General features: G+C 69.3%; 16 protein-coding genes. 6 read left to right on the top strand and 10 right to left on the bottom strand.

All coding sequences use genetic code 11. The features are described from left to right. The first annotated feature begins 3 nt into the window (after positions 1–3). The gene (locus AORI_RS49735) at positions 4–960 is read left to right on the top strand and encodes a hypothetical protein (protein ID WP_016332140.1); all 957 of its coding nucleotides are present in this window, start codon (positions 4–6) and stop codon (positions 958–960) included. Here AORI_RS49735 and AORI_RS49730 read toward each other — a convergent pair. Next, positions 957–2,591, bottom strand: coding sequence for an acyl-CoA synthetase (locus tag AORI_RS49730; protein WP_016332139.1), 1,635 nt, complete (start codon positions 2,589–2,591; stop codon positions 957–959). The genes AORI_RS49735 and AORI_RS49730 overlap by 4 nt on opposite strands. 150 nt (positions 2,592–2,741) lie before the next feature. Between AORI_RS49730 and AORI_RS49725 the strand changes: the two genes are divergently transcribed. Then, positions 2,742–4,448: a bifunctional 3'-5' exonuclease/DNA polymerase gene (locus AORI_RS49725; RefSeq protein ID WP_016332138.1), complete on the top strand. Its 1,707-nt coding sequence runs from the start codon at positions 2,742–2,744 to the stop codon at positions 4,446–4,448. Between the two features lie 200 nt (positions 4,449–4,648). Here the strand turns inward: AORI_RS49725 and hrpA are convergent, their stop codons facing one another. From hrpA to AORI_RS49700, 5 genes are all read right to left on the bottom strand, one after another. Beyond that, positions 4,649–8,533 (bottom strand): ATP-dependent RNA helicase HrpA, encoded by a 3,885-nt coding sequence (gene hrpA / locus AORI_RS49720; RefSeq protein ID WP_016332137.1) that lies wholly within the window; start codon positions 8,531–8,533, stop codon positions 4,649–4,651. Positions 8,534–8,602: 69 nt separating this feature from the next. Continuing rightward, positions 8,603–9,766, bottom strand: a complete 1,164-nt coding sequence (locus AORI_RS49715) for a lactate 2-monooxygenase (RefSeq protein ID WP_016332136.1) — start codon at positions 9,764–9,766, stop codon at positions 8,603–8,605. Positions 9,767–9,779: 13 nt separating this feature from the next. Beyond that, on the bottom strand, positions 9,780–10,988 hold the full coding sequence (locus AORI_RS49710; protein ID WP_016332135.1) for a cation:proton antiporter: 1,209 nt from the start codon (positions 10,986–10,988) through the stop codon (positions 9,780–9,782). A 42-nt stretch (positions 10,989–11,030) separates the two neighbouring features. Next, positions 11,031–11,342, bottom strand: coding sequence for a hypothetical protein (locus AORI_RS49705; protein ID WP_016332134.1), 312 nt, complete (start codon positions 11,340–11,342; stop codon positions 11,031–11,033). A gap of 63 nt (positions 11,343–11,405) precedes the next feature. Beyond that, positions 11,406–12,872: an APC family permease gene (locus AORI_RS49700; RefSeq protein WP_043847963.1), complete on the bottom strand. Its 1,467-nt coding sequence runs from the start codon at positions 12,870–12,872 to the stop codon at positions 11,406–11,408. Between the two features lie 188 nt (positions 12,873–13,060). Here AORI_RS49700 and AORI_RS49695 point away from each other — a divergent pair, with 188 nt between their 5' ends. Continuing rightward, positions 13,061–13,702, top strand: a complete 642-nt coding sequence (locus AORI_RS49695; RefSeq protein ID WP_016332131.1) for a GOLPH3/VPS74 family protein — start codon at positions 13,061–13,063, stop codon at positions 13,700–13,702. 49 nt (positions 13,703–13,751) lie between these two features. Here the strand turns inward: AORI_RS49695 and AORI_RS49690 are convergent, their stop codons facing one another. Next, positions 13,752–14,132 (bottom strand): hypothetical protein, encoded by a 381-nt coding sequence (locus AORI_RS49690; protein ID WP_228688323.1) that lies wholly within the window; start codon positions 14,130–14,132, stop codon positions 13,752–13,754. A gap of 145 nt (positions 14,133–14,277) precedes the next feature. Between AORI_RS49690 and AORI_RS49685 the strand changes: the two genes are divergently transcribed. Both AORI_RS49685 and AORI_RS49680 read left to right on the top strand, forming a co-directional pair. Further along, a complete protein-coding gene (locus AORI_RS49685; protein WP_016332129.1) occupies positions 14,278–15,234 on the top strand; it encodes an ArsR/SmtB family transcription factor in 957 nt (318 codons plus the stop codon). 107 nt (positions 15,235–15,341) lie between these two features. Beyond that, positions 15,342–16,193, top strand: coding sequence for a chitosanase (locus AORI_RS49680; protein WP_016332128.1), 852 nt, complete (start codon positions 15,342–15,344; stop codon positions 16,191–16,193). A 47-nt stretch (positions 16,194–16,240) separates the two neighbouring features. Here AORI_RS49680 and AORI_RS49675 read toward each other — a convergent pair whose 3' ends face one another. From AORI_RS49675 to AORI_RS49665, 3 genes are read right to left on the bottom strand one after another with little or no spacing between them, the layout of a single operon-like run. Continuing rightward, positions 16,241–17,233, bottom strand: coding sequence for a PHP domain-containing protein (locus AORI_RS49675; protein ID WP_016332127.1), 993 nt, complete (start codon positions 17,231–17,233; stop codon positions 16,241–16,243). Positions 17,234–17,251: 18 nt separating this feature from the next. After that, on the bottom strand, positions 17,252–17,755 hold the full coding sequence (locus tag AORI_RS49670) for a metallophosphoesterase family protein (protein ID WP_016332126.1): 504 nt from the start codon (positions 17,753–17,755) through the stop codon (positions 17,252–17,254). Next, complete coding sequence (locus AORI_RS49665; RefSeq protein ID WP_016332125.1) at positions 17,755–18,414, bottom strand: GntR family transcriptional regulator; 660 nt, start codon at positions 18,412–18,414, stop codon at positions 17,755–17,757. Before AORI_RS49665 ends, AORI_RS49670 begins: the two co-directional genes overlap by 1 nt. 36 nt (positions 18,415–18,450) lie before the next feature. Here AORI_RS49665 and araD point away from each other — a divergent pair, with 36 nt between their 5' ends. Then, on the top strand, positions 18,451–20,169 hold the full coding sequence (araD, locus tag AORI_RS49660; RefSeq protein WP_016332124.1) for an L-arabinonate dehydratase: 1,719 nt from the start codon (positions 18,451–18,453) through the stop codon (positions 20,167–20,169). The last annotated feature ends 84 nt before the right edge of the window (positions 20,170–20,253 follow it).

Below are 20,253 nucleotides of genomic sequence, written 5' to 3'. Positions count from 1 at the left end.
CATATGGTGGCGGGGAGCGCGGCGGACCGAGTGACCACGGACGATGAGGATCAACCGCGTACCGCGTTCGCCACCGCGTTGCGCTCGGCCATCGCGACGAGCGGCCTGAGCCTCGACCGTATCCAAGCGCGGCTGCTCGCGCGCGGCGCGTCGGTGAGCGTGACCGCGCTGAGTTACTGGCAATCGGGCAAACGTCAGCCGGAACGGCAGAGTTCGCTGTCCGCCGTCCGGGTTCTCGAAGAGGTGTTGGCGATCCCCGCCGGATCGCTGCTCAGCCTGCTGCCGCCACCGCGGCCGCGCGGGGCGTCGTCGCGCCGCAGCCGGGCCACCACCGAGCAGCCGCTGACCTTCCCGCTCGAAGCGCTCCAGGCGCTGCTGGAGAAGGTCGGCGCGCCCAACGCGCTCGAACAGCACCATCAGCTGAAACTCGTCGGCCTGCACGACCTGTGCGAGATCGCCGAGGACGGCGGGCAGCGCGCGGTGACCGCGCGGGCGGTGTTCCAGGCGGGCGCGGACGGGCAGGACCGCTGGCTGCTGGTCTACGCCCAGGGCGACCCGGAAGCGGGGCCGCCGGCGCTGAACACGCTGCGCAACTGCCATGTCGGCCGCGCCGAGGTCGACGACGAGCACGGGCTCACGGTGGCCGAACTGCTCTTCGACCGGCCCATCGATCGCGGCGAGACACACCTGATCGAGTACTCGCTGACCAACCCCGGGCCGCCGTACCCGGAATGCCGGAACACGCATTACCGCGAGTTCCGGCGTCCCGTGCGCGAGTATCTGCTGGAGGTCCGGTTCGACCCGGAGTCCAGTCCGGCGAAGTGCTGGCAGTACTCCAGGCAGGGGCAGGGCACCTCGCCGATGGACCGGAAGGAACTCAAACCGGACCAGGGCAACGGTGTCCACGCCGTCGCGCTCGACTTCGGCCCCGGCGTGTTCGGCATCGACTGGGAGTACTAGCGCAGCTTGTTGCGCAGCACCTTCCCGGTCGCGTTGCGCGGAAGCTCGTCGAGGAATTCGACGTCACGCGGCACCTTGTACCGGGCGAGGTTCGCCTTGACGTACTCGCGCACGCCGTCGACGTCCAGGTCCGACTTCTCGGCCCGCACCACGAACGCCTTCAGCCGCTGCCCGAACTCGGGATCCTCGACGCCGACGACCGCGGCCTCGATCACGTCCTCGCGTTCGACCAGGAGGTTCTCCACCTCGATCGGGAAGACGTTCTCGCCACCGGAGACGATCATCTCGTCGTCGCGGCCGTCGATGAACAGCAGGCCGTCATCGTCGAAGTGCCCGACGTCGCCGCTGGAGAGCAGCCCGTCGATGATCTCCTTGTTGCGCCCGTCGGTGTAGCCCTGGAAGCTCAGCCCGCTGCCGACGAACACCCGGCCGGTGACGTGCGGCTCGGTGATCTTGCCGCCCTTTTCGTCGTACAGCGCCACCTTGCAGCCCACCGGCGCGCGGCCGACGGTGCCCGGCGCCTTGCGCCAGTCCTCGGGCGTCGCGACCGTCGCGACCGCGACCTCGGTGGAGCCGTAGAGGTTGTGCACGACGTCGCCGAACGCGGCGGTCGCGCGATTCCCGAGATCCGGGGACAGCGCGGAGCCGGCGACGAAGATGATCCGCAGGCTCGACGTGTCGTACTTGGCGCGGATCTCCTCGGGCAGGTCGACGATGCGCTGCAGCATCGTCGGCACGAGGACCAGCGTGGTGCAGCGGTTCTCCGCGACCCCGCGCAACGTCTCCTCCGGCACGAACTTGCGCCGCATGACGACCTTCGAACCGAGCGCGAAGGACAGGATGAACTGCGACAACCCGGTGCCGTGGAACAGCGGTGCGCCCATGTAGGTCGCCTCGCCGGTGCGCAGCGGGATGCGGTCGAGGAACTGCGCGGAGGCGAGCGCGGAGGTGTGCGGCCGCGGCGCGCCCTTCGGCGTCCCCGTGGTGCCGCTGGTCAGCAGGATGAATCCGCCGGGTTTGGCGGGCGCCGGCCACGGACGGTCGTCGGTGCTGGCGACCAGTTCGGCGACGACCGGGATGCCGGCCGGGCGCGCGGTGTCCGAATCGACCCAGGCGAGGTAGTGCTCGACGTCGCCCTCGACGGCGTCCAGCAGGTCGGTGAACTCCTGGTCGTAGACGAGCGCGGTGACGCCTTCACGCTTCGCGACGTCCGCGAGCTGGGGTTTGGCGAACCCGGTGTTCATCAGCAGCAGCTTGGCGCCGAGTTTGCCCGAGGCGAGCATCGTCAGCACGAGACCGCGGTGGTCGCGGCACAGCGCGGCGATCACCGAACCCGGGCCGAGGCCGCGTTCGGACCACGCCCTGGCCAGCGCGTTCGACTGGGTGTCGAGCTGCTTGAAGGTCAGCGGCCCGAGCTCGTCGATGATGCCGGTCGCGGTCGGGTCGCGGCGGGCGGCGATCATGTTCGCCCCGGCGAACGGGCCCCACTTCCGCACCATGACCAGCGAACGCAGGCCCTCGTCCACCCGAGGGATCGGGAGCAGGCCCGCTTGCCGCATCACGTCGATGCTGCGCACGGTCTCGGTCACCTTGCCCGCCACCAGGGTGGCGAGGCCGGTGGGGTTTCTCATCCGGGCACCTCCGTTGCTGCTGCGGCGAGACACCATGCCACCGGCGGTTCGCGTACCGGCGGTATGGGGTTGCTACTCGACAGTAGCCGACCGATAGCGCAGGCGCACTAGCCGTCTGGTGACAGAAATGTCGGAGGGAACCACCACAATGTGAGTGTGCAGGCGATCGCAGGTCAAGAGGAGGATGGCGACTTCGCGATCGCACTTTCCGGGCAGCCGCCGCAGCGCGGCCTGAAGCTCGCGGAGTTCGCCGGTGAAGTACGAAGTTTGGAGGCCGAGTATTCACCCCGTTGGGTGTTCCCGTCGGTCGAAGGGACGTACCCCGCGCTGATCAAGGCGGGCGTCCGGGTGCGGCGCTGCCACGACCTGACCTTGATCGAGGGATTGCTCCTGGCCCACGAGGGTCGGCCGCGGGAGTCGCGAAGCCTGCGCGCGGCGTTGGCGAGGGCGAACGGGCAGGAGCCTCCCGCCGACGAGCCGCCGCTCTGGGCCGAGGACGACCAGCCGACGCTGTTCGAGACGCGCGGCCCGCGGCTGCCCGCCGGTGTCACGATGATCGACGCGGCGCGCCGGGTGCTGGCCGAGCAGGAGAAACGGGTCGCGCTGACCGACCATCCGGAGCGGCTCCGGCTGCTCTTCGCGGCGGAGTCGGCGAGCGCGCTGGCGGCCGCGGAGATGTCGGCCGACGGGCTGCCGTGGCGTGCGGACCTGCATTTGGCGCTGCTCGCCGAGCAGCTCGGCCCCCGGGTCCCGGCCGGGCACCGGCCGAAGCGGCTGGTCGAGCTGGCGGCGAAGATCAGCGACGCGTTCGGCGGGCGCCCGGTCAACCCGGACGCCCCGGCCAGCGTCGTCCGCGCGCTCGGCCGGGAGGGCATCGAGGTCTCGTCGGCGAGGAAGTACCTGCTGCGCGACATCGACCATCCCGCCGTCCCGCCGCTGCTGGAGTACAAGGAACTCGCGCGGCTGCATTCGGCCAACGGGTGGACCTGGCTCGACGAGTGGGTGCGCGACGGGCGGTTCCGCCCGCATTACGTCGTCGGCGGGGTCGTCTCCGGCCGCTGGGCGAGCCGGGGCGGGGGCGCGCTGCAGATCCCGAAGGTCCTGCGGACCTGCGTCCGGGCCGATCCGGGCTGGAAACTGGTGGTCGCCGACGCCGCGCAGCTGGAGCCGCGGGTGCTCACGGCGTTGTCCGGGGACCGCAAGCTGGCCGACGTCGCCGCGGCCACGGACCTGTACGCGAGCCTCGCCGAGGCGATGTTTTCCGGCGTGCGCCGGGTGCCCGTGCCCGCGTGGGACGACAGGGACGATCGGGACCGCGCGAAGATCGCGATGCTGTCCGCGATGTACGGCGGGACCTCCGGGGAGGCCGGGCCGCTGCTGGCGTTGCTGCGCACCAGGTTCCCGGACGCGGTGTCCTATGTGGAGCGGGCCGCGCAGGCCGGGGAACGCGGGGAGCGCGTCCGCTCGCGGCTGGGCCGGACGTCGCCCGCGCCGTCGGAGGCGTGGCGCGCGCTGACCGGCGGGGTCGCGGCGGACGAGGCCGGCGAGCTGAAGGCGCGACAGGCGTCGCGCAACTGGGGCCGGTTCACCCGCAACTTCGTCGTGCAGGCGAGTGCGGCGGACATGACCGCGGTCCTGCTGGCGACCCTGCGCGGCAGGCTCCCCTCCCCCGCGCACCTGGTGTTCTTCCAGCACGACGAGGTCCTGGTGCACACCCCGGCCGAGTTCGCCGACGAGGTCTCGCAGTCCATTGTGGACAGTATGGCCGAGGCGGCGCGGCTGCTCTTCGGTGCCGCCTGCCCCGTCCGGTTCCCGTTGCACATCGCCGCCGTGGACACCTACGCCGACGCCAAGTGAGTTCCGCCCCCGATCACGCGAGTTTCGCCTCCAATCACGCGAGTTCGCCGTCCAATCACGCGTGTCGTCCGTCCAATCACGTGAGTTCCGCTTTCCCTGCCATGGAACGCGTGTGATCAGGCGGCGAACTCGCGTGATCAGAGGGACGACACGCGTGATTGGGGGCGCGACTCGCGTGATTGGGGGCGTAACTCGCGTGATCAGGCGGAGGCGGCGTCGTCCAGGGCCTTGATGACCCGCTTGAGCGAGACGGGGTGGGCGGTGCCCAGGGTCTGGGCGAAGAAGCTCACCCGCAGTTCCTCGATCATCCACCGGATTTCCCGCAGGGCGGGCGACGAAGTGCCCGGCGGCAGCGCGTCGAGGGCGGCCTGGTACTCGTTGCGGAGCCAGGCGATGTCGCCGGTGCGCTGGATGTCCCGGGTCGGCTCGGTCGGGAGCTTCTCCAGCCGCCGTTCGATCCCCCGCAGGTACCGGACGACGTGCTTGAGCCTGTCCTGCCCGGTCTCGGTGACGAAACCCTTGTGCACCAGCCCGTCCAGCTGCGCGCGGATGTCCGCGAGCGAGTCCTTCGGGCCACGCGTGTCGGCCAGCCGGGTTTCGACGTCGTTGGCCGCGCGCAGGATCTTCTCGACGTTGGTCAGCACGTCGAGCACCCCGGCGTTCAGGCCCGCGCGCACCTTTTCCAGCAGGACGGCGAATCCCGCCTCGTCCCAGCGCGGGCCGCCGTTGTCGGCGACGAGCTTGTCGACAGCGCAATCCACACAGTCTTCGAGCAACGCCGCCACCGAGCCGTGCGGATTCCGGTTCAGCACGAGTTTCGACGAGTTGCCGAGGCTGCGGGTGATGAACTTCATCGGCGACGGGATGTTCAGCCGCAGCATCCGCCGCGTACCCGCCCACATCGACTGTTCCTGCTGGCCAGGCGTGTCCAGCAGCCGCACCGCCACGGAACCGCCTTCGTCGACCAGCGCCGGATACGCCTTCACGTCGTGCCCGCGCTGCTTGCTCGCGAACACCTTCGGCAACTCGCCGAACGCCGGCGTCGTCAGGCCCTCGCGTTCGATGCTGTCGGCGGCCTTCGAGATCGTCGCGCGCACCTGGCCGCTCAGATCCCGTTTGAGCGCCTCGATGTCCTTGCCCTCGGACACCTTCTTGCCGCGGACGTCGACGACGCGGAACGTCATCTTCAGGTGCTCGGGAACCGTCGACAGCTGCCAGGCGTCGTCCGGGATCACGACCCCGCGCAACGCCTCCAGCTCGTCGGCGACGGCGTGCAGCAGCGGCCCGTCGGCCGGGCCGACCCGCGAAAGCACCAGTTTCGCGTGGTCGGGCGCCGGCACGAAGTTGCGCCGGATCGCCTTGGGCAGCGACTTGATCAGCTGCGTCACCAGTTCTTCGCGCAGGCCGGGGACCTGCCAGTCGAAACCGTCCGGGGTCACCTGGTTCAGCACCGGCAGCGGGATGTGCACGGTGACACCGTCCGCGTCGGCACCCGGCTCGAACTGGTACGTGAGCTTGAAGGTCTGCGTGCCCTGCGTCCAGAAGTCGGGGTAGTCGGCTTCGCGCACGCCGCCCGCGGTCTCGTTGATGAGCATCGTCTTCTCGAAGCTCAGCAGATCCGGCTGGGTGTGCCGCGCCTTCTTCCACCAGCTGTCGAAATGCCGCGCGGAGACGACGTCGGCCGGGACGCGCTGGTCGTAGAACTCGAAGAGCGTCTCGTCGTCGACCAGGATGTCGCGGCGGCGGGCCCGGTTCTCCAGGTCCTCGACCTCGTCGAGCAACGCGCGGTTCTCGCGGAAGAAGTGGTGCCGGGTCTCCCAGTCGCCCTCGACCAGCGCGTGCCGGATGAACAGCTCACGGCTGACCTCGGGATCGATGCGGCCGTAGTTCACCCGGCGGTCGGCGACGAGCGGGACGCCGTACAGCGTCACCTTCTCCTTCGCCATCACCGCGCCCTGCTTGCGCTCCCAGTGCGGCTCGGAGTAGTTCCGCTTCACGACGTGCCCGGCGAGCGGCTCGACCCATTCCGGCTCGATCCGCGCGTTGACCCGGCCCCACAGGCGCGAGGTCTCGACGAGTTCGGCCGACATGACGAACCGCGGCTGCTTCTTGAACAACGCCGAACCCGGGAACACCGAGAACCGCGCCCCGCGCGCGCCGAGATAGTCGCCCTTGGCCGGATCCTTGAGGCCGACATGCGACAACAGCCCGGCGATCAGCGACGTGTGCACACGTTGCGGATCGGCCGGGCCGGAGGTGGAGAGGGTGATGCCGAGGGGTTTGGCCAGCTGGCGCAGCTGGCTGAAGATGTCCTGCCATTCGCGGATGCGCAGGTAGTTCAGGTACTCGTTGCGGCACATCCGGCGGAACTGGTTGGTGGACAACGCCTTCTGCTGCTCGCTGACGTACTCCCACAGGTTGAGGTACGCCAGGAAGTCCGACGTCTTGTCCGCGAACCGCGCGTGCTGCTCGTCCGCCGCCTGCTGCTTCTCCGCGGGCCGCTCGCGCGGGTCCTGGATGGACAGTGCGGCGGCGATGATCATCACTTCGCGGACGCAGCCGTTGCGCGAGGCCTCCAGCACCATCCGAGCCATCCGCGGGTCCACCGGGAGCAGCGCGAGTTTGCGGCCGATCTCGGTGAGCTTCTTGCCGTCGGACATCTCGAAGGCGCCGAGCTCCTGCAGGAGCTGGACACCGTCGGTGACCTGACGGCGATCCGGCGGTTCGACGAACGGGAACGCCGCGATGTCGCCGAGGCCGAGCGAGGTCATCTGCAGGATGACCGAAGCGAGGTTGGTCCGCAGGATCTCCGGGTCGGTGAACTCGGGCCGCGCGTCGAAATCGTCCTCGGAGTACAGGCGGATGCAGATACCGTCCGACGTCCGGCCGCAGCGGCCCTTGCGCTGGTTCGCCGACGCCTGCGACACCGGCTCGATCGGCAGCCGCTGCACCTTGGTGCGGTGGCTGTAGCGCGAGATCCGCGCGGTTCCCGGGTCGACGACGTACTTGATACCCGGCACGGTCAGCGAGGTCTCGGCGACGTTCGTCGCGAGCACGACGCGGCGCCCGGTGTGGCGCTGGAACACCCGATGCTGGTCCGACGACGAAAGCCGCGCGTACAGCGGCAGGATCTCGGTGTTCCTCAGGTCCTGTTTGGACAGCGCGTCCGCGGCGTCGCGGATCTCCCGCTCGCCGGAGAGGAACACCAAAATGTCTCCGGGTCCCTCGTGCTGGAGCTCGTCGACGGCGTCGCAGATGGCCTGCGTCTGGTCACGGTCCTGATCCGCGTCCGGATCGTCGGGGTCGATGATCGGCCGGTAGCGGACCTCCACCGGATACGTCCGGCCCGAGACCTCCACGATCGGCGCGTCGTCGAAGTGCTTGGAGAACCGCTCCGGATCGATCGTCGCCGAGGTGATGATCACCTTGAGGTCGGGACGCCGGGGCAGGAGCTGCTTGACGTAGCCGAGGATGAAGTCGATGTTGAGGCTGCGCTCGTGCGCCTCGTCGATGATCAGCGTGTCGTACTGCCGCAGCATCCGGTCGGTCTGGATCTCGGCGAGCAGGATGCCGTCGGTCATCAGCTTGACCAGCGTGTCCTGGCCGGACTGGTCGGTGAACCGGACCTTGTAGCCGACGGTCTCGCCGAGTTCGGTGTTCAGCTCCGAGGCGATGCGATCGGCGACCGTGCGCGCGGCCAGCCGCCGAGGCTGCGTGTGCCCGATCTGGCCGCGGATGCCGCGGCCGAGTTCGAGGCAGATCTTGGGCAGCTGGGTCGTCTTACCCGACCCGGTCTCCCCCGCGACGATCACCACCTGGTGGTCGCGGATGGCCTCGGCGATCTCGTCCTTCCGCTGGCTGACGGGCAGCTCTTCGGGGAACGAGATCTTCGGGACGCTGTCCCGCCTGCGGGTGATCCGGAGTTCGGCGGCCTCGATGTCGGCCTCGATCTGCGCGGCGATCGACTCCGCGTCGCGCGCTTTGCGGGCACCGTCGAGCCGGCGCCGGAGGCGGTGCTCGTCGCGCGACATCAATTCGGGCAGGCGAGCGCGCAGGGCGCCGAGCGGGGAAGGTTGAGAAGCCATGACCGGCACCAGGATAGCCGTGCGTGACGATCCGGGCCTCCGAATATGCCGGAGGCGACACCGCGCTGGTCAGGAGCGGGTGAGCGAGCCCGGCGTGAGGTCGGCGAGCCGCCGGTGCCCGGACAGGCCCATGGTCAGGTCGAGGTCGGCGAGCAGACTCCGCAGCACGTGCCGGACGCCGTCCTCTCCCGCGTGCGCCAGGCCGTACACCCACGGCCGCCCCACCAGGACGGCCTTGGCCCCGAGCGCGAGCGCCTTGGCGATGTCGGCGCCGGTGCGGATGCCGGAGTCGAACAGGATCTCCAGCCGGTCGCCGACCGCGGCCACGATCTCCGGGAGCGCGTCGAGCGAGGCGACCGCGCCGTCGACCTGGCGGCCGCCGTGGTTGGACACGACGATCCCGTCCATCCCGGCGTCCACGGCGCGGCGTGCGTCGTCGGGGTGCTGGATGCCCTTGAGAACGATCGGCCCGTCCCAGTGCTCGCGCAGGAACGGCAGCCGGTCCCAAGTGCTGTCGGTGCCGGTGATCATCGAGATCCAGCGCAGGATCGCGGTGGGCGGGTCCTCTTCGGGCGTCTTCTCCAGCAGGCCGCGGAACACCGGGTCGCTCAGCGGGACGCCCAGGCCCACGCCCTTGATGAACGGCAGGTACGCGTGGTCGAGGTCGTTCGGCCGCCAGGCGAGCGTCCAGGTGTCGAGGGTGACGACGAGCGTGGTGAACCCGGCGGCCTTCGCCCGCGCCAGGATGCTGGCGCAGACGTCGTTGTCGGTCGGCCAGTACAGCTGGAACCAGCGCGGCCCCTCACCACTGGCCTCGGCGACGTCCTCGATGCTCGTGGACGACGCCGTCGACATGACGTAGGGCAGGCCGACCGACGCCGCGGCCCGCGCGGCCGCCGGCTCGGCGCCCTCGTGGACGATCGACTGCACGCCGACCGGCGCCAGCAGCACCGGCGCCGGAACGGGCGTGCCGAGAACCGTCGTGGACAGATCGCGTTCGGTGGCGCCGGTGAGCATCCGCGGCACCAGGCGCCAGCGGTCGAAGGCCTCTCGGTTGGCCCGGGCGGTGGCACCGGAACCGGCCGAACCGGCGACGTACCAGAACGGCCCGGGCTCCAGGATCTCCCGCGCCGACTCCTCCAGCTTCGTGGCGTCGGTGGAGCACGGCGGGAAGGTCCCGCCGAGCCCCTGCAGGTAGATCTCGTTCTGGTAGCCGCCGAACCGCTCCGTCACCCAGGCCTCCTCGTCACGTCGCCCTGGCCGGCTCGTCGCGGCGGGTCGAGCCTCGGACAATACTCGCCGGTAGCAACCAGGTGAGCTTCTCGGAACGGATGACCGCGACTGGACCGATCACGGCCAGCAGCAGGACGTAGCCCGCGACGAACGGCGCGACCCGCGAGTCGAGCCCGGCCGCGGTCGCCATCGCCGCGAGCACCAGCGAGAACTCTCCCCTGGTGAGCACGGTCAGCCCGATGTTCACCCCGGCCTGCCGATCGAACCCGTTGACCCGCGCGGCCAGCGCGCCCGCGCCCAGGTTCAGCACGATCGTCAGCGCCACCGCGATCAGCACCGGCACGACCACCGAGCCGACCGCGTTCGGGTCGATGCTGAGCCCGAAGATGAAGAAGAACAGCGCGCCGAACGCGTCCCGCAGCGGGAGCACCAGCTTGTGGATGCGCGGCGCGACCTTCGAACCGCCGAGCATCATGCCGACCATGAACGCGCCGATGGCGTCGGACACCCCGACCTCCTCGGCGACGGCTGCGCCCATGACCGCGACACCGACGAAGCAGACGGTCAGCAGCTCGTCGTCGGCCGAACCGAACAGCTTCGACACCACCCGGCCGCCCCAGCGGGCGAGCGCGGCCATGACGATCAGGAACGCGAAGGCCTTGCCGAAATCGGTGACCGCCGAGCCGAAGCTCCCGGCGCCGGACAGCACCGGCTGCAGCAACGCCAGGTACAGCGCGAGGAAGATGTCCTCGATCACGATGATGCCCATGATCAGCCGGGATTCGGGGTTGTCCATCCGGCGGGATTCGAGCAGGAGTTTGGTGACGATCGCCGACGACGAGATACCGATGGCACCGGCGATGACCAGCGCCTCCCTGGTCCCCCAGCCGAGCAGGAAGCCGAACGCGAGCCCGCCGCCGATGTTCAGGATCAGGTAGATCAGCCCGGACCAGACGAGTTTGCGCCCGCCCTTGGCCAGGTCGTCGAGGGAGAATTCGAGGCCGAGGTAGAACAGGAGGAAGACGAGGCCGAGACCGGCGAGCACACCGAGCTCGGCTGGATCGTCCACAAGGGACAGTCCGGGGGTGTTGGGGCCGAAGACGAAACCGGCCAGCATGAACAGGGGGATGGTGGGCAGCCCGATACGGGCGCCGGCTCTGGCGATGACACCGGCGGCGAGGAACGCCCCGCCGACGGCCAGCAGGGCATGACCGGAACTCATGGAGACCTCCGATGGATGGCTGATGCGGGAAGAAGACGCCGATCAGCGCGGAGGTGCCCGCGCTGGCGCCCGGGGCACCGCACGGGTGATGACGACGGGTTCGCCCTGCTCAGGGGCATGGCCGGCGTCGGGGAGGTCGACGGTCTCCGCTTCGGCGGGAGCGTCGGCGAGGGGAACGGCCTGCCCGCCGTGGAAGGCGGGCAGCGGATGGGTCGCGAAGACGGCGACGGGATCTTCCTTCGCGGCCCGGCCGTGCCCATGGGGAACGGTCGGCGTGACGAAGGCGAAGACGAGCAAGATCAGCAGGAAGAAGACGGAACGGTGCCGTGCGGCGGGGGCACGGGTGGTCGTCATCTGCCCGCCACTTTACCATTCCTTTATAGACAAATCGACGAGGGGTCCGTCACGTGCGTCCATTTAGGACAGCTTGGCGGCGGCGAGCTCCTCGTCTTCGAGCGGTCCGCCGATGGCGGCGTACGTCTCGGGATCCCTCGTCCGCAACACTTCCGCGCGCAGGAAACCCGCCAGTGCGGCGACGAGCACGAGACCGGGCAGCCCCCAGCGCAACAGGAACGTCCCGGCCGGGCCGAGCAGCAGATCGAAATTGAGCAGGATCAGCGCGAGGACGGTCGACAGCGCGAGGATCGCCAGCGACGGCGCGACCCAGCGGCGCCAGGCGTTTTCGGCGTCGCGGCGCCGTTTGAAAAAGCCGATCACCGAAAGCGAGACGGCGATCATGATCACCACGACCCCGGTGGACGCCGTCGTGCCGAGCCAGGTGAACAGTTCGGTCACCGGGTCGCGGCCCGCGATCGCGAAGAGCGACACGACCGTCAGCGCCAGCGCGGTCTGCGTGAGCGAGCCTGCCACCGGCGCGCCGGTGCGTTTGCTGGTCTTGGCCAGCGAGCGCGGCAGCAGCCCTTCCCTGCCCAGCGCGAAGAAATACCGCGCGACGGCGTTGTGGAAGCTCAGCAGCGCCGCGCACTGGCCGGTCACGAACAGCGTGTACGCGACGTCGGAGAACGTGCCGCCGAGATGTTCGCCCGCCAGGTTGAACAGCAGATCCGGCCCCTGGGCGGCCGCGGTCGTCACGATGACGTCCGGCCCGGTGCCCACGGCCAGCGCGAGCGACGAGACGACGTAGAGCACCGCGGTGAGCGCGATCGCGGCGAACGTCGCCCGGCCGACCGTGCGGCTGGGTTCCCTGGTCTCCTCGCCGTAGGTCGCCGCGCCCTCGAAGCCGATGAACGCGGCCGCGGAGAACGCGAACACCGCGCCCACGCCGGTGGTGAACAGGCTCGACGGCTCCAGCGGGACCCAGGAAACGCCGCCACCGGCCGGATTCGAAAACAACGCGATGTCGACGATCGCGACGACGGCCACCTCGAGGCACAGCGCCACCCCGAGCACCTTGGCGTTGAGATCGACCCGCAGGACACCGAGCGCGCCGACGAGGAGCACCATCACCAGCGCGCACAACCACCACGGCGGCGGGGATCCGGTGAGCGTGCCCAGCCAGGTCGACACCGACCAGCCGAACAGGCCGTAGATGCTGATCTGGATGGCGTTGTAGGAGATCAGCGTGACGAAGGCGATCCCGGCGCCGGTGGATTTGCCGACACCGTTGGCGACATACGGATAGAACGCGCCGGCGTTGGTGATGTAGCGGCTCATCGCCGCGTACCCGACGGCGAACAGGCCCAGGATCGGGGCGAGCAGAAGGAACGACAGCGGCACGCCGACATTGCCGGTGACCGCGTAGTTCGTCGGGACCCCGCCCGCGATGGCGAAGAGCGGACCCGCCGCGGCCACCACGAAGAACACGATCTGGGCGGCCCCGAGCCGTCGATGACCGAGACCGCGCCGCGGTCTTTGCGTACCCATGGACCCGTCCCCCCGGACGTCGGTATGGCGGTGAAAGATCTTGATCTTCCGAAGCCATCCCACCTTAGGGCCGGGTACCCCGGCGAGGTACGTCCGTTCAGGCTAAAAACGGACCTCGGGTCGCAGTGGTACGCGCGCTACCGCTACTTTGGCCGTCCCGCACTTCAACGCCGGAGGGCGTGCCATTCATGCGTCGGCTGACCTTGGTCGATTCCCTGTTCTTTCTCGCCCACGACGAGTTCACCGGAAAACCCGCGTTGCGCCGCACGGGACTCGGGATCGGAATGGCCGGTTCCGCGCTCTGCGATCTCCTCCTCGCCGAGCGGATCACCGTGGAACGCAAGCGAATCCGCCCGCTGTCACGACGCGGCCTCGCCCATCCCCCGCTCGACGGGGTGTTCTCGGAAATCCTGGCCGAACGCGAGCGGCACACCGTCCGGGAATGGGTCACGCATCTGCGGCACGACCTCGGCGAAACGGTCGCGGGGAATCTGCTCGCCGCCGGGGTGATCGACCGCGAGACCGACCGGATGCCCATGCGGAAGAATCACCGGTACCCGCCGCGGGATCTGCTGTTGTCGACGGCCGCGCGCAGCAAGGTGCGGGCGGCCGTCCTCGGCACCGAACAGCCGGATCCGCATTCGGTCTGCCTGGCGCTGCTGGCCTGGACCATCGGGCTCGACGACTTCTGCGAACCGGAACTCGACCGGGCGGGCCTGCGCGCCTGGGTGGAGTCCACTCAGCGGGAACTGCCGAAGGCGCTCGCCGAGCTGATCTCGGGGGTCGACGCGGTGTGCGCCGCCGTCGTCTACACCGGCGACCGGCGATAGCCCGGGTGGCCTGTGCGGACGACGGACGTGCCCACCGCGCGACCGAGGATCAGCCCGCCGGCACCGAGGAGAGGTGCGCCCACGGATTCGCGGCCTTGAGCCCGGTGAAGGTGAAGGACTGATTCGTGTTCTTGGGGCAGGCCTTGCGGCTGGTGTCCCAGCGGTTCTCGCTCGGCCAGTAGATCTTGAGCACGATGCAACGATTGTCGGCCGCGCTGTCGTAGACCTTGCCCTTGATGGTGACGGTGTTGCCGCTGCAGGTCGCCCAGAACTCGGTCCATCCGCCTGAGACGACCTCGTTGTACTGGAACTGCCTGCACTTCACCTCCCAGCTGTTGGTCGTCGCCGCCTGGGCGGGTGCGGCCGCGAACAGCGTCCCGAACGCCATCGCCGCACCCGTGGCGGCGATGCCGAGCTTCCTGATGTTCATCTTCATCCCCTCGGTAGTGGACCTTGCCCGACGAACCGTGCCAGGCCCGGTGCGACTCCCCCGGCCAGTTTTAGTTCTCGCTGAAACATCGCCAAGACGGGCATTCCGTGCGTTAATTCCTGCGGGGACCTGGGGAGGGGGCGCTGTGCTGCGCGTGCATTTTTCCGGAGACGATCTTGGCCGCGTCAGGGTCGCGACGAGGCCGGATCCGCTGTGGGAGACGACGTTGAGCCTGCACCGGCTGCAGCGCGGGGACGGGGACCTGCGGGTGCGGAAGTGGCGTGGCGCCGTCCGCACCCGCCTGCCGAAGGCCGCGGGTCCGTTGCTGACGCTCGTCCCGCCCAGCGGGTACTTCCCGGACTTCCTCACGCCCTCCGGCGAAGACCTCGACGAGCAACTGGACCTGGTGTGCCGCACCGAGCGCCTCGCCCTGCGGCGGGATCTGGCGACACTGGCCCGATCCCGGCGGCCGACGCCGTGGGCACGGGATCTGGGTGACGCCAACCCGGCGGCGCTCGGCGCGCTGACGCGAGCGGTCCGGTCCTACCACCGTGCGGCGATCGAGCCCGTCTGGAACGACGTCCTCGCCTGCTTCGACCGTCAGCGTGCGAGACAGGCACGGATTCTGCTCACGGAAGGCGTCGACGGGCTGTTGCGCGGGCTTTCCCCCGCGATGCGGTGGAAAGCGCCGGTGCTCGAGGTCGACTACCCCGTGCACCACGACCTCCACCTCGACGGGCGGGGGCTGCTGCTCATCCCGTCGTACTTCTGCTGGCGGACCGGGGTGACCCTGGTCGAGAACGATCGGGTGCCGGTGCTCGTCCACCCCATCGAAGAGCACGTTCCCGAAACCGTGCACCCCGGCCACGGCTCCGCCTTGGCCACACTGCTGGGGCACACGCGTGCGGCCGTGCTGGAGACGATCGAAGGCGGCGGGCGGACCAGCGATGTCGCGCGCCGCGCGGGGATCTCCATGTCGTCGGCGAGCCAGCACGCCACGGTGCTGCGTGAAGCGGGTCTCGTGCTCAGTACGCGTGAGGGCAACACCGTGCGGCATCACCTCACGCAACTGGGGTCGGCGCTGCTGCGCAAGAATCTTTAACCGGCTCGCCCTCTTGCCGGAAACTGTCACCCATGGTTATCGTGTGCCCACGCCGCAGCAACACCTGATGAGAAAATGACAATTCTCTGTGGAAAGGGACACCTTTCATGAGTGACACCCTGCGGCCCGCGATGCGTCGTGCTCTCGGCGCGGTCTCCGTGCTCGCCCTCGCCGTTTCCGGCCCTGTCGCGATCTCTTCGCTCGCGTCCGCGGCGCCCGTCCCGGCGTCGGCGTCGATCTTCGCTTCCGGTGGCGATCTCGCCTCGCCGGAGAAGAAGGAGATCGCGATGCAGATCGTCTCCAGTGCGGAAAACTCTTCCCTGGACTGGAAAGCGCAGTACTCCTACATCGAGGACATCGGCGACGGGCGCGGGTACACCGCCGGCATCATCGGGTTCTGTTCCGGCACCGGGGACATGCTGGAACTCGTCGAGCGCTACACGAACTCGGTCCCGGACAACCCGCTCGCGGAATACCTCCCGGCGCTGCGCGAGGTCGACGGCACCGAATCGCACGAAGGGCTGGGCACCGGTTTCGAAAACGCGTGGCGGGAGGCCGCCGGCCGTGAGGACTTCAAGGCGGCGCAGAACAGCGAACGGGACCGCGTCTATTTCGACCCGGCGGTGAACCAGGCGAAATCGGACGGTCTGGGCGCACTGGGACAATTCATCTATTACGACGCCATCGTGATGCACGGCCCCGGCACCAGCCAGGACAGCTTCGGCGGTATCCGCTCGGCCGCTCTCCAGCAGGCGAAGCCGCCCGCGCAGGGCGGTGACGAGACGGCGTACCTCAAGGCGTTCCTCGACGCGCGGCGCGTGGTCATGAAGCAGGAAGAGGCGCACGCGGACACGTCTCGGATCGACACCGCGCAGCTGGTGTGGCTCAACGACGGCAACCTCGACCTGCACACCCCGCTGAAGTGGGCGGTCTACGGGGACCCGTACGAGATCGACTAGCGCACGGCCTCGTGAGTGGCAAGGACGGTTCTAACCGTCCTTGCCACTCACGAGGCGAGCAGGTCCTCGGCGGTCCGCGTGTTGATCACCCGCTCCGGCTCGATCCCCAGTTCGTTGGCCCGCGCGCAGCCGAAGACCAGCCAGTCCAGCTGACCGGGCGCGTGCGCGTCGCTGTCGATCGCGAAATCGCAGCCCAGGTCCACGGCCAGGTTCAGCAGCCGCGTCGGCGGATCCCGGCGTTCGGGGCGCGAGTTGATCTCGACGGCGACCCCGTTGTCCCGGCACGCGGTGAACACCGCTTCGGCGTCGAACTCCGACTCCGGCCGTTTCCCGCGGCCGCCCATCACGAGCCGTCCGGTGCAGTGCCCCAGCACGCGGACCCGCGGATGCCGCACCGCGGCGATCATCCGCGGCGTCATCTCCTTCGCGGGCATCCGCAGTTTCGAGTGGACACTCGCGACGACGAAGTCCAGCCGCTCCAGCAGTTCTTCCTCCTGGTCGAGCGTGCCGTCCAGGTGGATGTCGACCTCGATGCCGTGCAGGATCCGGAACGGCGCCATGGTCTCGTTCAGTTCCGCGACGACGTCCATCTGACGGCGCAGCCGCTCGGGCGAGAGCCCGTTCGCGACGGTCAGCCGCGGCGAGTGATCGGTCAGCACCATCCATTCGTGGCCGAGCGCGCGGGCGGCCTCGGCCATCTCCTCGATCGGGCTCCCGCCGTCGGACCAGTCCGAATGGGTGTGGCAGTCGCCGCGCAGCGCCGCCCGCATCGCGCCGCCGTCGGGCAGCTTCGGCTCGCCGATCTTCTCGAAGTACGCGGGACGGCGGCCGGCGAGGACGTCTTCGACGACGGCCGCGGTCGCCTTGCCGATGTTCGGCAACGCGGTCAAGGTGCCCGCCGCGGCGCGTTTGCGCAGGTCGTCCGCCTCGATCTTGGCGATCACCGAGGCCGCCTGCCGGAACGCCCGTACCCGGTAGGTCGGCTCGCCCGCGCGCTCCAGCCGGAACGCGATCTCCCTCAACGCCTGCGCCGGTTCCATGCCTACCTGTCTACCCCGTCAGCGGCGAAGAGGCAGCTCATGCAGCGTGACGTCGCGCAATTCGCCGTCGCGGACCTCGGCGGTCTGATAGGTGCAGAACGGCTGCCGCCGCCGGTCGGTCGGCGAGCCGGGGTTCAGCAGCCGCAGCCCGTTCGGCGTGACGGTGTCCCAGGGGATGTGGCTGTGCCCGAACACGAGGACGTCGGTGTCCGGGAACTGTTCGTCGCAGCGCCGTTCACGGCCCTGTTTGCCGCCGGTTTCGTGGACGACCGCCAGCCGGACGCCGTCGAGGTCCGCCCGCGCGATCTCGGGAAGCCGCGCCCGCAGATCAGCGCCGTCGTTGTTGCCGTAGACGCCGATGAGCCGCTTACTCCGGGCTTCGAGTTCGTCCAGCAGGGCGGCCTCGACCCAATCGCCGGCGTGGACGACGACGTCCGCCTCGTCGACCTCGCGCCAGACCTGCTCCGGCAGCGCCTTCGCGCGCAGCGGCAGATGGGTGTCGGCGATGAGCAGCAGCCGCATCAAGCGTCTCCGATGGTCTCGAGGGTCCGCTCCAGGAAATCGCCGATGTGGGCGCGCAGCAACCGGGCCGCACCTTCGGCGTCACCCTTCTTCGCCGCCGCCAGCACCGCCTTGTGCTCGTTCCATTCCTTGCGCCAGCTGGGATTCGTCTCCCAGCCGACCACGCTGATCAGCGCGGCACGGTCCCTGAGATCGTCCAGCATCGAGACCATCAGCGGATTGCCGCAGCCGCTGTAGAGCGCCCGGTGGAACCGGCGGTTGAGCAGGCTGAGCGCGGCGTGGTCCTTGTCCGAAAGCGCCGCCGACGCCTCCTTCAGCGCTTCCGCGGCGTCTTCGAGCAGGTCCGGGGAGCGGCGTTCGACCGACCGGCGCACGGCCTCGGGCTCCAGCACCATGCGGACGTCGTACACGGACTTCGCCAGCTCCGCGTCCACCACGCACACCGAAGCGCCCTTGTACGGGCTGAACGTCACGAGCCCCGTGTTCGACAGCACCTTGAGCGCCTCGCGGACCGGCGTCTTCGAGACGCCGAGCCTGGCCGCGAGCTCGGCTTCGACCAGCGGCTGGCCGGGCTTCAACTCCCGGGTGAGGATGCCGCGGCGGATCTCGTCGAGCACCACTTCGGTCCGTGAAGCGGGCAGGCTGAAGGTCGAAGACATGGGCCCGATCATATATGAGATGCCATACTCGCGGTCATGAGGAACTCCGAGGAACTCCGGAGCCATCGCTGGTTCGGCGGCGACGAGCTGCGCGGCTTCAGCCATCGTGCCCGCAGCAGGCAACTCGGCTACAACCCGGAGGAACACCTCGGGAAACCCGTCATCGCGATCCTCAACACCTGGAGTGACATCAACCCCTGCCACATGCATCTGCGCGAGCGGGCCGAACAGGTCAAACGCGGAGTGTGGCAGGCGGGCGGATTCCCGCTGGAGTTCCCGGTCGCGACGCTGTCCGAGACGTTCCAGAAGCCGACGCCGATGCTCTACCGCAACCTGCTTTCCATGGTGACCGAAGAGATCCTGCGGTCCTATCCGATCGACGGCGCGGTGCTCATGGGCGGCTGCGACAAGACGACCCCGGCGCTGCTGATGGGCGCGACGAGCGCGGGGCTGCCCGCGATCTTCGTACCCGCGGGACCGATGCTGCGCGGGCATTGGCGGAACGAGGTGCTCGGCAGCGGCACCGACATGTGGAAGTACTGGGACGACAAGCGGGCCGGGTTGATCGGCGACGAGGAACTGTCCGAATTGGAGCGTGGGCTGGCCCGTTCCCCCGGAACCTGTATGACGATGGGCACCGCGTCCACGATGATGTCGGTCGCCGAAGTACTCGGGCTGACCTTGCCCGGCGCCGCGTCGATCCCCGCCGTCGATTCGGCGCATCACCGGATGGCGGCGGCGAGCGGCGCGCGTGCCGTCGAGATGGTGTGGGAGGGCCTCACCATCACGAAGATCCTCGACGAGCGCGCCTACGCCGACGCGATCACCACCGTGCTGGCGCTCGGCGGCTCCACCAACGCCGTCATCCATCTGATCGCGATGGCCGGACGCGCGCGGATCCCGCTGGCATGCGACGATTTCGACGCGATCGCGCGCCGGGTCCCGGTGCTGGCGAACATCCGGCCGGGCGGCGACTGGCTGATGGAGGACTTCTATTACGCCGGCGGACTTCCCGGCCTGCTCTCCCGGCTGACCGACCTGCTGCATACCGATCGGGTGACGGTGACCGGCCGAACACTCGGCGAGAACCTGGCTTCGGCGCGGGTACACGACGACGACGTCATCCGCACGCGTGACAATCCTGTCGCCACCGAAGGAGGAGTCGCGGTGCTGCGCGGGAATCTCGCGCCGTCCGGGGCGGTGATCAAGCACATCGCCGCCGAACCGCGGCTGCTCGTCCACACTGGACCGGCGGTGGTCTTCGACGACTATCGGGACTTGAAGAAGCGCATCAACGACCCCGCGCTCGGCATCACCGAGGACTCGGTGCTGGTGCTGCGCGGATCCGGCCCGCTCGGCGGCCCCGGCATGCCCGAGTACGGGATGCTGCCGCTGCCGGATCACCTGCTGGCCAAGGGGGTCCGCGACATGGTCCGCGTTTCCGACGCCCGGATGAGCGGCACCAGCTACGGCGCCTGCGTGCTGCACGTCGCACCGGAGTCCCATGTGGGCGGTCCGCTCGCGCTCGTCCGCGACGGCGACCCGATCACCCTGGACGTCCCTTCGCGACGGCTGAGCCTCGACGTCGATGATGCGGAATTGCAACGTCGCCGGGCGGAGTGGACCACGCCCGCCCCGCGGTACGAACGGGGTTACGGCGCGTTGTACGCCGAACACATCACGCAAGCCGATGAAGGCTGTGACTTCGACTTTCTCGCCAGAGTGGGCGAAAATCCGGAACCTGACGCCCAGTGACCACCCGACGGAGTGACCCGATCACCCAACCGGGCGAGTTGCAGGCTCACAAAACGCGCCCCGTATCTTGAACCTACGTCCGGA

The organism is Amycolatopsis keratiniphila, assembly GCF_000400635.2.
Lineage (GTDB): Bacteria > Actinomycetota > Actinomycetes > Mycobacteriales > Pseudonocardiaceae > Amycolatopsis > Amycolatopsis keratiniphila.
This window is presented reverse-complemented; position numbering and strand designations above follow the sequence as displayed.